Genomic DNA, 14,847 nt, shown 5'->3' with positions numbered 1-14,847 from the left:
AAGATATGCGTATCGTCATCGACTTTCTCCACGCGCGGGACGGCATCGAGCCGGCCGCGTTGAACCTGGCAAAGGCCCTTGCGGCCGCCGCCGGCATGCGCGAGCTGTGGATTGCCGCGCCCCTGGACCAGCCTGGCCTGCTCGAAGACCTGCGCCTGGCCTTCCCGGACCGCGTGCGCGCGCTCGACCTGACGGGCAACGCGCGCCTGCAACCGGCCCTGCGCGAACATGCGCTGGCCAGCCTGTCGCCCGACGTGGTGCTGGTGCCGCGCGCTGCCGACAGGAGCCTCGCGCCCCTGCCCTTCCCGGTGCTCTACCGTGCGCCGCAAGGGCTCGACGCAGCCGCCCTGCTGGTCGAACTGGACGCCACCGCCGCCGAACGCAGCACCCATGCCGGGGCAAGCCGTCCGAAGCTGGCCTACGTCTCGCCGCTGCCCCCGGTCAAATCCGGCATCGCCGACTACAGCGCCGAACTGGTGCCGATCCTTGCGCAGTACTACGACATCACCCTGGTCGTCGACCAGGACACGGTGCTCGACGCGCGCCTGGACGGTTTCCCGCTGCACGGCCCCGACTGGCTACGCGCCCATGCGCATGGCTTCGAGCGCGTGGTCTACCACGTCGGCAATTCGCACGCGCACCAGCACATGTTCGAGCTGATCCGCGAGGTGCCGGGCATCGTGGTGCTGCACGACTTCTTCCTGTCGGGCGTGCTCGACAACCTGGAACGCGAAGCCTACCTGCCGCAGGGTTTCATCAAGGCGCTGTACGAATCGCATGGCTACACTGGCCTGCTCAGCCATCGCAGGGAAGGCCGCAACCCCTCGATCTGGAAGTACCCGCTCAACAAGGGCGTGCTCGACAACGCCACCGGCGTGATCGTCCACTCCGACTTCTCGAAAGAACTGGCGAGCGAATGGTACGGCGCGGACGCGGCACGAGGCTGGCACACCATCCCGCTGCTGCGCGGCCGTCCCGAGGACTCGGCCACGCCGGCGGCGCGCGCGGCGGCGCGTGCGCGCCTGGGCGTCCAGGACGGCGACTACCTCGTCACCACCTTCGGCATGCTGGGCCGCACCAAGCTCAATGAAGAGCTGCTCGACGCGTATCTCGCCTCGCCCCTGGCGCAGGACCCGCGCTGCCGCCTGGTCTTCGTCGGCGAGAACGACCCCGGCCTATACGGCGCAAACTTGTTGCGCAAGATCGCCGCCAGCGAAGCCGCCGGCCGCATCCGGATCGCCGGCTTCGTCGATGCCGCCACCTATGCCGACTACCTCGCCGCCAGCGACTGCGCGGTGCAACTGCGCGCCTCGACCCGCGGCGAGACCTCGGCCTCGGTGCTCGACTGCCTGCTGTACGGCATCCCGACCATCGTCAACGCCCACGGCTCGACCGCCTCGATCGACGACGCGCTGCTGCTGAAGCTGCAAGATGGCTTCAAGACATCGGAACTGGCCGATGCGCTGGCACGCCTGCACGGCGATGCGGAGCTGCGCGCCGGCCTGGCACAGCGGGCGCTGGCCCACATGGAACGCAAGCATGCGCCCGCCCACGTCGGCAAGCTGTACTTCGCCGCCATCGAAGCGTTCGCGCAGCGCAGCCCGCAGGCCGCCTACCGCAAGCTGGTACGGGCGTGCGCGCCGCAATGTCCGGACGCCGAGCTGCCGGCGCTGGCATCGGCGATCGCCTTCAACCATGCGCCCAGGGCGCCGCGCCAGCTGCTGGTGGACGTCTCCGCCGTGGTGCAGTCCGACCTCAAGACCGGCATCCAGCGCGTGGTGCGCAGCATCCTCCTGTCGATGATCGCGGATCCGCCGCCGGGCTTCCGTGTCGAGCCGGTGTATTCGCACGGCGGCAACCGCAGCTACCAGTACGCGCGCCAGTTCGGCCTGAACATGGTCGGTGAGACCGGACTGCTGCTGGAAGACGCCCCGGTCGACCTGCGTCCTGGCGACATCTTCTTCGGTCTCGACCTGTTCACCAACGGCACCTCGCAGAACGAGAGCCTGCTGCAGTCGATGCGCGCGCGCGGCATCGGCATCTATTTCGTGGTGTTCGACATCCTGCCGATGCTGCGTCCGGACGTCTTCCCCTTCGGGACCGAGCAGTACTTCGGCGACTTCCTGCGCACCGTGCACAAGGTGTCGGACGGCGTGCTGTGCATCTCGCGCGCCGTAGCGGACGAGCTGGCCGGCTGGATCGAAAGCCAAGGCTTGAAGCGCCGCGCGCCGCTCAAGCTCGGTCACTTCCACCTGGGCGCCGACATCGACGCCAGCGCGCCCAGCTTCGGCCTGCCGCCGGACGCCGCGCAGGTGCTGGACGCGCTGGCGCAGCGCCCCAGCTTCATCATGGTCGGCACCGTGGAGCCGCGCAAGGGCCACACCCAGGCGCTGGACGCCTTCGAGCTGCTGTGGGAGCGCGGCGAGGACGTCAACCTCGTCGTCGTCGGCAAGCAGGGCTGGATGATGGAAAAGCTGTGCGAACGCATGGCCGCGCATCCGGAAAAATCGAAGCGCCTGTTCTGGATGAACGGCATCTCGGACGAGATGCTGCTCAAGCTTTATGCCGCCTCCTCGGCCCTGCTGTCGCCGTCCGAAGGCGAAGGCTTCGGCCTGCCGCTGATCGAGGCGGCCCAGCACGGCATCCCGATCGTCGCGCGCAGCCTGCCGGTGTTCCGCGAAGTGGCGGGCAAACATGCCTATTACTTCGACGGCCTGGCGCCGCAAGACCTGGCCGACGCGATCCAGGCATGGCTGCTCTTGCAGCGCGAGGGCAAGGCGCCGCAGTCGACCGGCATGCCCTGGCTGACCTGGGACCAGAGCGCCCGGCAGGTGCTCGACGGCCTGGTGCGCCAGCAGTGGTACCGCGTGCTGCCCGGCACGGATAACGGCCATGCTTGAGCGCTGGCGCTTCCCGCTGCTGGTCGCACTCAGCCTGTGCGGCCTGCTCTGGATGTACGAGCCCTACTACGGCGGCGACGTGGTCGAGTACACGGTCGCCACCGTGGCGATCGCCGACCATGGCTCGCCCGATATCCGCCTGGAAGACATCGCCCGCGTGCGCAGCCTGCTGCCCGGCATGTTCGCGGAACCCTTCGACCTGCTCGAGCGCGGCATGCGCGCGGGCGAGCAGCAGCTGTACGCGGCCTTCGTGCGCGGGCGCGACGGCGATGTGTTCCCGGTCCATTACTTCGGCTATTCGCTGTTGGCGGCCGCCCCCTTCAAGCTGTTCGAGGCGCTCGGCATGCAGCCCTTCAAGGCCTTCCAGGCGGTCAACCTGGCGGCCGTCTTCGTGCTGGGACTGGCGCTGCGCCGCTTCTTCGGGTCCGAGCCCAAGGCCTGGCTCGGCCTCGGACTGTTCATGCTGTGCGGCGGCGCCCTCTACCTGCACTGGAGCAGCCCGGAATGCGTGAGCGCGGCCCTGCTGCTGGCCGGCCTGCTGTTCTATACCAGCGGCGCCCCGCTGGCCGGCAGCGTGCTGGCCGGGCTGGCCGGGCAGCAGAACCCGACCATCCTGTTCTTCTTCGTGTTCGCGCCCCTGTTCAAGCTCTGGCTCGAGTATGAGCGCCAGCTCGGCTTTGTCGGCAACCTGCGCGCCCAGCTCACCCGCAGCAACATTCTCGGCCTGGCTGGCGGCATGGCGGTGTTCGCGCTGCCGCCGCTGTTCAACCTGTGGCAGTTCGGCGTTCCTAACATCATCGCCAAGCTGTTCTCCGACCCGGGCCTGGTCGGCGCGACGCGCCTGCTGTCCTTCTACTTCGACCTGAACCAGGGCATGATCGTCGGCGTTCCCGCCCTGCTGCTGCTCCTGCTCCTGCTGCTGCCGCGCATGGATGGCCGCGCGCGCGGGGTGCTGGTACTGAGCGCGCTGCTCACGCTGGCGCTGGCCCTGCCCGCGCTCGCCGTGCTGAACTGGAACTCGGGCGCCGTGGGCCCCATGCGCTACGCCTTCTGGGCCGCGATGCCGCTGGTCTTCGCACTGCTGGTGCTGCTGCGCCGCCTGCCGCGCTGGCCGCAGCTGGCCCTGGTGCTGCTGGCGGCCGGCCAGGCGGCGGCGGTGGACCACGCATCCGAATACAACTACGTCCACTTCAGCCCCACCGCCGAGCTGGTCCTGGCACGCGCCCCGCAGCTTTACCATCCGGAGCCCGAGATCTTCGCCGAGCGCGCCGGCCACCACGACAACTACATCCAGACCGACAAGGTTTACGTGCTGCGCGGCGCCGACGGCAGGGAGCTGAAAACCCTGGTGCATGCGTCCAACGCCCACCTGGACGAGCAGCTGTGCGGCCGCGGCGCCAGCCTGGCGCCCGACCTGCCGCAGGTGGCGAGCACGCGCGGCTGGCGCTATATCGACGGGCCGCTGCGCTGTGTCGCAGGGGGCTACGTCCAGCGCAGCTTCGGGTTCGACGCGCTGCGCGCCGGCGAGGCCGTGGCCCTGGTGTCGGGCTGGAGCAACCTGGAGGCGAACGGCCCCGGCTGGGACGGCGCCTGGTCGCTGGGCGCGCGCTCGCGCCTGCGCGTAAAGGTCGACGGCGCCGCCGTCCAGGCCCTGCTCATCGCCGGCAACTACCTGGCGCCGAACCGCCAGACCCGCGTCATCGTGAACGGCCAGGACCTCGGCTGGCATGCGCTCGACCAGGCCGGCCCGCTGGCGCTGCCCGGACAGGCGCGCGCCGCCACACTCGACATCGAACTCGAACATGCCTCGCCCACCTCCCCCGGTCCGGGCGACCCGCGCCTCCTCGCCTTCTTCCTGCGCGAGCTCAGCGTACGCCAACACCCCAGCAAGCCATGAACGCTATTGACGCCAGCAGCACGAAGCTTTCTCCCGCCACCACGCAGGCCATTGCGCCGATCGGCGTGCCCGACGCGGTCGCGGTCGTGATCCCCAGCTACAAGGTCACCCGCCACATCCTGGGCGTGATCGAGGGCATCGGGCCCGAAGTCAGCCGCATCTACGTGGTGGACGACAAGTGCCCGGACGGCAGCGGCGCCTTTGTCCGCGAACACTGCCGCGACCCGCGCGTGGTAGTGCTGGAACACGCCGAGAACCAGGGCGTGGGCGGCGCCGTCATGACCGGCTACCGCGCCGCCATCGCCGACGGCGCCAAGGTGATGGTCAAGATCGACGGCGACGGCCAGATGGACGGCGCGCTGATCCCGAACTTCATCGCGCCGATCCTGGCGGGCGAGGCCGACTACACCAAAGGCAACCGCTTCTTCAACCTGGAACGCCTGGGCGCGATGCCGCCGATGCGCCTGTTCGGCAACGCGGCCCTGTCCCTGATGACCAAGCTGTCCTCGGGCTACTGGGACCTGTTCGACCCGACCAACGGCTACACCGCGATCCACGCCGACTGCGCGCGCTTCCTCCCTTTCGACAAGATCAGCAAGCGCTACTTCTTCGAGTCGGACATGCTGTTCCGCCTGAACATCCTGGGCGCGGTGGTGGCCGACGTGCCGATGGACGCCGTCTACGGCGACGAGGTCAGCAACCTCAAGATCTCGCGGGTCGTCACCGAATTCTTCACCAAGCACGTGCGCAACTTCGGCAAGCGCATCTTCTACAACTACTACCTGCGCAACATGTCGGTGGCCTCGATCGAGCTGCCGCTCGGGATCCTGCTGACCCTGTTCGGCACCATCTACGGCCTGACGCACTGGATCGCCTCGGCCCAGGATGGCGTCGCGACACCGGCCGGCACCGTGATGCTGGCCGCGCTGCCGGTGATCATGGGCGTGCAGCTGATCCTCGCCTTCATCTCGCACGACGTCGCCTCGGTGCCGCGCCGGCCGCTGCACAAGAAGACCCTGTACCGCAGTACCCCATGAGTCCGGCCAAGATCGCTTCGAAGCTGGCCTCGCGCCAGTTCGCCGTCTACGTCACCGGCGGCGTGCTGTGCGCGCTGGTCGACATCGGCCTGATGCAGCTGCTGCTGGGGGCGGGCTTCCACCACACGGCCGCCGCCAGCGCCGGCTTCGCGGCCGGGCTGCTGGTCAACTTCGCCTTCCACTCGGGCGTCACCTTCAACGCCTCGGCCAATCCGGCGCGCTTCGCGCGCTACCTGTGCCTGGTCGCCGTGAACTACGGGCTGACCCTGGGCTGCGTGGCCCTGGCCCAGGCGCTGGCGGGCAATCCCCTGCTCGGCAAGCTCCTGTCGCTGCCGCTGGTGGCGGTGAACGGCTTCCTGCTCGGCAAATACTGGATCTTCAAGTGAATACCACGGCAAGCACCCGGAACACACGCATACCCTCCCTGGTCCTGGCTGCCGGCATGGCGCTGGTGGGCTGGTACCTGCTGCAGCGCACGCTCGGCCTGTCGCCCGGCGTCTTCGCCGACGAGTGGTATTACAGCAAGATGGCGCGCCTGATGCCGCTGTCCGAGGCCACGCTGCCTTCCTGGCTCTACCTGCTGGTGTTCGGCGCCAGCAGCAGCTGCGGCCCCGGCTTCCTCGACTGCGCCCGCATCGGCAACGCTTTGTTCCACGTCGGCGCCGCCCCCTTCCTCTACCTGGTCGCGCGGCGCGTGATGCCGCCTGCCCTGGCCTGCGCCATCGCCCTGCTGTCCCTGCTGCTGCCGCTGAACCTCTACACCAGCTTCTTCATGCCGGAGTCGATGTACTTCTTCAGCTTCGCGGTGCTGGCCTGGGTCGCGCTGTGCGGCCTGGCCTGGCGCCCATGGCTGCATGCGCTGCTTGCCGGCCTCGTGCTGGGCCTGATGAGCCTGGTGAAGGTGCACGCCATCTTCCTGCTGCCGGCGCTGTCCCTCTACCTCGTGTACGCCAGCCGCGTGCGCGCTGGGGGTGACAAGGGCGGCGCCTGGATCGCACGCGGCCTGGGCGCGGCGGCGCTTGCGCTTGTCACCGCCGTGGTGGTGAAACTGCTGCTCGGCTGGCTGCTCGCCGGCGAGGCCGGCCTGACCCTGTTCGGCGCCTTCTACGGGGCCGGCGCCAGCTCGGCGTCGCAGCACAGCCTGCTGTCGCGCCTGTACCCGATCACGGTCAGCGCACGCGGCCATGCGATGGCCTTGACGGCGCTGCTGGCCATCCCGCTGGCGGCGCTGCTGCACGCCCTGTTCAGCCGCGACACCTGGCGCGCCGACAATCCGCGCGGCCCGCTGGTCGTCTTCACCGTGCTCGCACTCGGCTCGGCGCTCGGCCTGGCCGTCCTGTACACGGCCTCGATCGCCCACGAGGGACCGACAGAAGTCATACGCCTCCATTCGCGTTACTACAGCTTCGTCCTGCCCCTGCTGCTGTTGGCGGGCGCCGCGGCGACTCGCCCAGCCGGTTCCGGCCAGCTGCTGGCGCCGGCCCTGATCGCACTGCTGCTGGGTTTGCTGCTGGCACTGGCCTGGTTCCGCATGTCCGGCTTCGACCCGCGTATCACCGACAGTCCCGAGTACACGGCGCTGCTGCTGCGTGACTGGACGGTCGGTGCGCTGTTCATCGTACAGGCCCTGCTGCTGGTCCTGTGGCTACGCTACCGGCGCGCCGCGGCCTGGGGCTTCATATTGCTGGCGCTGCCGCTGGCCCTGTACGTCACCGATGTGCAAATCGGCACCTACCTCGGCCACCGCCAGCAGGCAGGGGCTGCCGACCGCGCCGGCATGGCCGCGCGCGCGCTGATTCCGCTGGAGGAACGCGGCGCGACCATGATCGTCGCCAACGGCGCCGACCTGTTCCGCACCCAGTTCCACATCGACTACCCCGAGATGACCCTGCTCGACATGCCCGACGGCAGCCCGATCGAGGCCTATCGCATCGGCTCGCAGACCCGCTGGCTGGTCGCGGTGGGCCGCCATCCGCTGCCGGAAGGGATGGTGCCGACGGTCGCCAACGAGGCCTTCACGATCGTCAAGCTGCCGCGTCCCGCGCGCAGCCTGGTGGGCGAGTACGCCTTCAATGTCGCGCCCGGCCCCGGCCAGCTGGTGGTGGGGGCCGACGGCCTGTCGAATGTGGAAGCCTGGGGCCGCTGGTCGGACGGCAAGCGCGTCGAGCTGCGTTTCGACCGCCCCCTGCCGGCGCGCCTGACGGTGGTGCTGACCGCCGGCGCCTTCGGCGCCAACATCAACGCGCCCTTCGTGCTGCGCGTGGGGGACGCCGCGCTTGAATTCCGCCTGCCCTGGGAAGCCCGCGAAGTCGTGCTCGACCTGGATACCGACGGGCGCCAGCAGACCCTGGCGATCGAGGTGCCGCAGCCGCAGCGGCCGAGCGAGCTGGGAAATTCGACGGATACGCGCCTGCTGGGGATTTCGCTGACGCGGATGCGCATTGAAACGAGACCATGACTCCACACGATACCCGAACAAAACGCCTTGTCTGGCCCCTGGCCCTGAGCTTCGCCCTGGCCGGCATCGCCTGGCTCCTCTACCAGCGCAACACCGGCCTGCAGCCGAGCGTCTTCGCCGACGAATGGTATTACAGCAAGTTCGCGCGCCTGATGCCGCTGGCGGATTCGATGCTGCCCTCGTATCTGTATCTATGGCTGTTCGGCGCCAGCAGCGCCTGCGGCGACGGCTTCCTCGACTGCGCCCGGATCGGCAACCTCGCCTTCTTCGTGGGCGCCGCGCCTTTCATCTACCTGATCGCGCGCCGCTACACGAGCGCTCCGGCGGCCGCCGGCGTCGCGGTGCTGAGCACGCTCGCGCCGCTGAATTCCTTCACCGTCTATTTCATGCCGGAATCGATGTACTACTTCGGCTTCTGCGTGCTGAGCTGGGTGGCGCTGAAGGGCAGCGACTGGCGGCCAGGCGCGCATGCGCTGGCAAGCGGTGCCGTGCTCGGCCTGATGAGCCTGGTCAAGGTGCATGCGGTGTTCCTGCTGCCGGCCCTGGTTCCCTTCCTGCTGGCGGCCAGCTGGCTCCGTGGCGGCCCCTGGTTCCTGCGCGGCATTGCCATGGCGGCCGCGGCGATCCTGTGCACCTTTGCGGTCAAGTTCAGTCTCGGCTGGCTGTTCGCCGGCGACGCCGGTCTCAGCATATTCGGGGCCTTCTACGAATCGACCAGGCTCGCCACCGACAGGATGACCCTGCTGGTGGCAGCCCTGGTCAGCGCGCGCGGCCACCTGATGACGCTGGCCCTGGTCTACGGCCTGCCGCTGGCCATGCTGGTCTACGCACTGTGCACGCAGGTAATGCGTCCGCGCGCCGAAGGCGCCGTCCCCGACCGGGAAGACGCCAAGCGGCGCTTGCTGCACCTGTACACCCTGCTCATGCTCGGCGCCGCCGCCGGCCTGACGGTCATGTATACCGCCGGCCTGCACGTCGAGGGCAGCCGCGAAGGCCTGCGCCTGCACCTGCGCTACTACAGCTTCGTGTTCCCGCTGCTGGTCGTCGTGGCCGCGGCGGCGCTGCCCCGGGAAGCACGGCTGCCCGAAGGGCGCGAGCGTTCCTGGCTGCGCTGGACACTGGTCGTGGCACTCGGGTCGGCCCTGGTCGCTGCGCTGTTCATGCTGCAGGGCTACACGACAAACGTGGTGGACGGCCCGGACATCCACCGCCTCAACGCGGTGGAGAAGTACCTGCGCATCCTCGTCGGGCTGCAGGCGCTCGTCCTGCTCGCCTGGGCAATGCGCCTGCGCGCGGCGCCGCTGCTGTTCCTCTGCCTCGTCCTGCCGGCAAGCTATGCGGCCAGCAACCGGGCCATCCACAATCACTTCGAGAACCTGCGCCCACCGAGCCAGACCGACCTGGCTGCCAAGTGGGTCCACGACCACGTACCGCCGGACGAGCGCAGCCAGGTGGTGGTGGCGGGCGTCGACCTGAGCATGATGCTGCGCGCGCAATTCCATATCGACCACCCGGACACCACGACCATGGTGATCGATTTCGGCACGGTCGCCGAGTACCAGTTGCCGTTGAACAAAAAGTGGATGCTGCTGCTGGGCGAGTACCAGGTGCCGGACAACATCGCCACCACCGTCCTGCGCACGCCCTGGTACACGGTGCTGCGCCTGCCCGAGCCCGAGCCGAAGCTCAGCCATGTGAAACTGTCGCTCCCGCCGGATCCGCGCGTGGTGACGGGCGTCGAAGGGCTGTCGCACCTCGAGCCCTGGGGCCGCTGGTCGGATGCGAAACGGGTCGTGATCGAGTTCGCGCAGCCGCTGCCGCGCCGCGCCGGCGTGGTGCTGACGGCGCGCGCCTACGACGTCAACGCCAACATGCCTTTCAAGATGCACCTCGGCGGCCAGACCCGGGAATTCAAGGTCGGCTGGCACCAGCAGGAAATCGGCCTGCATTTCGACACCGACGGCAGCGCCCGCACCCTGGTCATCGAGGTGCCGCAGCCGGTGTCGCCGGAGGAGCGCGGCCACCCGGGCGATTCGCGCAAGCTCGGCATCGGCATCGGCGACATCATCATCACCGACGGCACAGCCCAGGCCGCGCGTTGATCTGGCGCAGACTGGAGCCTTGTTGCCGGTGCTGTGTGCGGTCACGTACGGAATACCGTCCCCTGCCCCGCTAAAGTGAACTCGAGCCGGCCGCCCGCGTGCGGCTGCCGGCGCCGCGGCATGTTGCCGCACATCGGGACACACATGGCAACTGGATCGGACAAGGAAGATCACCTCTCGAAACCCCTCGACATGCAGGGGAATGGCCAGAGCGTGGGCGTGCAGGCCGTCGGCGAGGTCGAGGGCAATGCCGTCACGCCGACCGGCGGCCCGGGCATCAATCACTGGCAGGCCGGCTATATCGGCCGCCGGGGGCTGGACGAGCGCAGCAACATCTTCTTCGCCGCCGTCGAGATGACGCGCATGCCCATGATCATCACCGATCCCAACCAGGACGACAATCCGATCGTGTTCGCCAACGGCGCCTTCTTCGACCTCACCGGCTACGAAGAGAAGGACGTGATGGGCCGCAACTGCCGCTTCCTGCAGGGGCCCGACACCGACCGCGGCACCGTCGCCGAAGTGCGCAAGGCCTTGTGCGAGCAGCGCGCGGTGGCGGTCGACCTCCTCAACTACAAGGCCGACGGCGAGCCTTTCTGGAACGCCCTGTTCATCGGCCCGATCTTCGACCAGGACGGCAAGCTGCTGTACTTCTTCGCCTCGCAGATGGACGTCACCGAGCGCCGCAGTACGCTCGAGTCGAACCTGCAGGCGCAGAAGATGGAGGCCATCGGACAGCTGTCGGCCGGGATGGCGCACGACTTCAACAACCTGCTGCAGGTCATCAACGGCAACCTCGAACTGGCGCTCCTGAGCGCCGGGAAGACCCCCGCGGCGGCCGAGCCGATCCGGCGTGCCCAGCGCGCCACCCTGCAGGCCGGCAAACTCACCCAGCAACTGCTGAGCTTTGCGCGCAAGCAGCGCCTCGAGCACAAGCGCGTCAGCCTGAACGCGCTGGTGGTCGATTTTTCCGACATGCTGGTGCGCACGCTCGGCGACAAGGTCGAACTACGCCTCGACCTGCGCCCCGGCCTGCCGTCCTGCTCGATCGACCCGACCTACCTGGAGATGGCGCTGCTCAACGTCGTCATCAATGCGCGCGACGCCATGCCGCAAGGCGGCGTGGTCACGGTGGGCACGGCGGTAGTCGACGAAGCACGGCGTGTCGCCAACCGGCTGCCGCCGGGCGAGTACGTCGCCATCTCCATCCAGGACGGGGGCGAAGGCATGCCGCCGGACGTGCTCAAGCGCGCCACCGAGCCCTTCTTCACCACCAAGGGCCTGGGCACGGGCCTGGGCCTGGCGATGGTGCACGGCTTCGTGCAGCAGTCGCAGGGCCGGCTCGACATCGACAGCGAACCGGGACGCGGCACCCAGGTGCGCATGATCTTCCCGGTGGCGCAGCAGCCGCGGCACGAGGACGGCGACCTGGAGCCCGGCACGGACGCGCACGAAGCGGGCCGCAAGTGCCGCATCCTGGTGGTGGAAGACAACGAGGACGTGCGCGAGCTGGCCGAAGCCATGCTGGCGGCGGCCGACTACGACGTGCTGTCGGCGCCGAGCGGCGAGCGCGCGCTCGAGCTGCTCGAAACGGAAAAGGTGGATTTGCTGTTCACCGACGTGATCATGCCGGGCGGGATGAACGGGCTGCAACTGATCGAGCAGGTGCATGCCAGCAAGCCGTCGATGCCGGTGCTGGTGACCACCGGCTACATGGATGAACTGCCGGCGCGTGGGGCGCGCGACAAGTCACTCGACGTGCTGGCCAAGCCCTACCAGCACCAGGACCTGCTGGACCGGGTGCATGCGGCGCTGCGAGCGCGCCGGGCCGCCTGAACTCGCTATTCGTAGGGTGGACGGCTTCGCCGTCCACCCTACGAAAATCAATTGCTACGCGGTCCGCCACCCAGCAGGAAAGCCAGCTTCTGCTTGCCCGGCTTGGCTTGCGGCGCCGGCGTCACGACTTCCCTGCGCGCAGCGCTGGACGGCTCGTAGGGCTTGAGGAACCACGGATCGACCTTCTCGCGGCGCGGCGTCGGGCTGTAGCCGCTGCTGCGCGGCGGACGTTCGCCGCGCTCGCCGCCACGCGGGGCGCCTTCGTCGCGGCGTCCACGGCGTTCGCCGTCGCGGGCGAATTCTGGGCGTCCGCCTTCGCGCGAACGGCTCGACGGCGCCACGAAGCCCGGCAGCTCACCGCGCGGGACGGTCTGCTTGATCAGCTTTTCGATGTCGGCCAGCAGGCGCTCGTCCTTGTCCGAGTACACCGACAGCGCGTCGCCCGAGGCGCCGGCGCGTCCGGTACGGCCGATGCGGTGCACGTAGTCCTCGGCGTTGTACGGCAGGTCGTAGTTGATCACGCAGGGCAGGTCCGAGATGTCGAGGCCGCGCGCGGCCACGTCGGTCGCCACCAGCACTTCCACCGTGCCCGCCTTGAAGGCGTCGAGGGCGGCCATGCGCTCCTGCTGGGTCTTGTCGCCGTGGATCGCCGAGGCCTTGATGCCCTTCTGCTCGAGGTGGCGCGACAGGCGCGAAGCGCCGATCTTGGTGTTCGAGAACACGATCACCTGCTTCAGCTTGCGCTCGCGGATGATGTGCTCGACCACGTCGCGCTTGAGCTCCTCGTCGACCTTGTAGACGATCTGCGTGACCTTGTCGGCGGTGGCGTTGCTGCGCGCCACTTCGATCAGCACCGGACTGTTCAGGAAGCTGTTGGCCAGCTTCTTGATCTCCGGCGAGAAAGTGGCCGAGAACATCAGGTTCTGGCGCTGCTTCGGCAGCAGGTTGATGATGCGCTGCAGGTCGGGCAGGAAGCCCATGTCGAGCATGCGGTCGGCTTCGTCCATCACCAGCATCTGCACCTGGCCCAGGCTGATGTTCTTCTGCTCGATGTGGTCGAGCAGGCGGCCCGGGGTGGCGATGACGATCTCGACGCCGCCCTTCAGGATGGTGGTCTGGCCCTTCATGTCCATGCCGCCGAACACGACGGTGGAACGCAGCGGGGTGTGCTTGGCGTAGGCCTTGACGTTGTCGGCCACCTGCACCGCCAGTTCGCGGGTCGGGGTCAGCACCAGGGCGCGCACCGGGTGGCGCGCCGGCGACATGCTGCTGTTGGCATGCGCCATCAGGAGCTGGATGATCGGCAGCGAGAAGCCGGCGGTCTTGCCGGTGCCGGTCTGGGCGGCGCCCATGACGTCGCGGCCCTGCAGCACCAGCGGGATCGCCTTGGCCTGGATCGGGGTCGGGTACTCGTAGCCCTGGTCGGTCAGCGCACGCAGGATTTCCGGCGCCAGGCCGAGGTCGGTGAAGCGCACGGTCGGCGCTTCGTCCGCCTTGACTTGCTCGACCGGTGCGGCCAGGGTGATGTCGTCGGAATCGGCGCTCACGGGAGTATTCTGGATATCAGACATATTCTTGTTGGACAGTATTTCGTTAGCTCTACGGCTGCGCCTGCGGGCACGAATCGGCCCGCGCGGGTAGCTTCCAGAGGGACGGCGGGCCGGCAAACCGGTCCGCATGGGCCGCGAAGCGCCCAGGCAACAAGCCTGGACAGGGCGGACGTAGAGGCACTTTAGCGGGCTACACGATACCTGAAAACCACCCCCATGTATATAAAGTCCTGTTTCCGGGGCAGTTTTCGAGAACGGTGGAAAGCATCGGACAAAGGGTCAGGGTGTCCAGCCACGCTGCTGGGCCGCGCGTTCGGCCGCCGGGTCGAGGGTGGCGCCGACGATGCGGGCGTCGATGGCGGCCTGTACCGACGGCGGCAGGGTGCTGCCGTCGAGCCAGGCGGTGCCCGGCTGCGGCTGGGCCAGCACCGGGATGGTCCAGCGCCCGTTGCCGCGGCAGGCCAGGCCGGCCGTGGTGTCGACCACGAAGCTGCGGCAGTAGCTGCCGTCTTTCGACACGAAGGTGACGCCGATGCGCACCCCGGTTTCCGAGGGGCCGGGGCTGGCCAGCTGGCCGCCGAGGGCCTCGACCAGGCGGCCGCGCGCCACCAGGGCGCCGTCGCTGGCTTCGAGCATCACCAGCCCGGGGTCGGGCCGCAGTTCCTGCCAGCCGAGGGCGCCGCCGAGGGCGCCGGCCACGAGCGCGGCGCCGACGGCCAGCCAGTGGCGCGGCGTCCATTTGGTGCGGGCCGGCAGGGAGGGCGGCGCCAGCGGCGCGGCGCGTCCGGGGCGGACGGCGTCGAGGTGGACCACCTTGGCCCCGCCTGGGGCCCGGGCGCGCCCCTGGTGGTGTCCGCCGTGGCCGTTCGAGACGCTGAAGATGTGGGAGCGGCCGGCGGAGCGTTCGCCGCTTTCGCGGCGATGCTGGGCGATGCGGGCGGCCAGCACCGGATCGGCGCGCATAGCGCGCTCGACCGCCGCGCGCGCCGGCTCGGCCAGCTCACCGTTGATGTACGCGATCAGGAGGTCGTCCGAGAATTTCATGCCAGCACATAAACCACGAAAAT

At 68.8% G+C, this 14,847-nt stretch carries 9 protein-coding genes; 7 read left to right on the top strand and 2 right to left on the bottom strand.

Annotated features, from left to right (window positions below; all coding sequences use genetic code 11):
• The first annotated feature begins 5 nt into the window (after positions 1 to 5).
• From ACK6C6_RS02440 to ACK6C6_RS02410, 7 genes are all read left to right on the top strand, one after another.
• Positions 6 to 2,900 (top strand): glycosyltransferase, encoded by a 2,895-nt coding sequence (locus tag ACK6C6_RS02440; RefSeq protein WP_409265708.1) that lies wholly within the window; start codon positions 6 to 8, stop codon positions 2,898 to 2,900.
• Complete coding sequence (locus ACK6C6_RS02435) at positions 2,893 to 4,797, top strand: hypothetical protein (protein ID WP_409265707.1); 1,905 nt, start codon at positions 2,893 to 2,895, stop codon at positions 4,795 to 4,797. The genes ACK6C6_RS02440 and ACK6C6_RS02435 overlap by 8 nt, the downstream gene beginning before the upstream one ends.
• Positions 4,794 to 5,834 carry a glycosyltransferase family 2 protein gene (locus tag ACK6C6_RS02430; RefSeq protein ID WP_409265706.1) on the top strand — a complete coding sequence of 347 codons (1,041 nt, stop codon included), beginning with the start codon at positions 4,794 to 4,796 and terminating at the stop codon, positions 5,832 to 5,834. Before ACK6C6_RS02435 ends, ACK6C6_RS02430 begins: the two co-directional genes overlap by 4 nt.
• A complete protein-coding gene (locus tag ACK6C6_RS02425; protein WP_292040125.1) occupies positions 5,831 to 6,220 on the top strand; it encodes a GtrA family protein in 390 nt (129 codons plus the stop codon). Before ACK6C6_RS02430 ends, ACK6C6_RS02425 begins: the two co-directional genes overlap by 4 nt.
• On the top strand, positions 6,217 to 8,292 hold the full coding sequence (locus tag ACK6C6_RS02420; protein ID WP_409265705.1) for a DUF7024 domain-containing protein: 2,076 nt from the start codon (positions 6,217 to 6,219) through the stop codon (positions 8,290 to 8,292). The genes ACK6C6_RS02425 and ACK6C6_RS02420 overlap by 4 nt, the downstream gene beginning before the upstream one ends.
• On the top strand, positions 8,289 to 10,394 hold the full coding sequence (locus ACK6C6_RS02415) for a DUF7024 domain-containing protein (RefSeq protein ID WP_409265704.1): 2,106 nt from the start codon (positions 8,289 to 8,291) through the stop codon (positions 10,392 to 10,394). The genes ACK6C6_RS02420 and ACK6C6_RS02415 overlap by 4 nt, the downstream gene beginning before the upstream one ends.
• A 144-nt stretch (positions 10,395 to 10,538) precedes the next feature.
• Positions 10,539 to 12,230, top strand: a complete 1,692-nt coding sequence (locus tag ACK6C6_RS02410) for a histidine kinase famiy protein (protein ID WP_409265702.1) — start codon at positions 10,539 to 10,541, stop codon at positions 12,228 to 12,230.
• Between the two features lie 47 nt (positions 12,231 to 12,277).
• On the opposite strand, the gene ACK6C6_RS02405 is transcribed toward ACK6C6_RS02410, so the two are convergent.
• Together ACK6C6_RS02405 and ACK6C6_RS02400 are read right to left on the bottom strand one after the other, a co-directional pair.
• Positions 12,278 to 13,801: a DEAD/DEAH box helicase gene (locus ACK6C6_RS02405; RefSeq protein ID WP_409265701.1), complete on the bottom strand. Its 1,524-nt coding sequence runs from the start codon at positions 13,799 to 13,801 to the stop codon at positions 12,278 to 12,280.
• A gap of 258 nt (positions 13,802 to 14,059) precedes the next feature.
• Entirely contained in the window at positions 14,060 to 14,824 is a 765-nt protein-coding gene (locus tag ACK6C6_RS02400) for a hypothetical protein (protein WP_409265700.1), read from the bottom strand.
• Positions 14,825 to 14,847: the final 23 nt, after the last annotated feature.

It is taken from the genome of Massilia sp. BHUDP2, assembly GCF_046236355.1.
GTDB lineage: Bacteria > Pseudomonadota > Gammaproteobacteria > Burkholderiales > Burkholderiaceae_D > Telluria > Telluria varians.
Note: the sequence above shows the minus strand (reverse complement) of the source record. Positions and strands in the feature narration are given on the sequence as shown.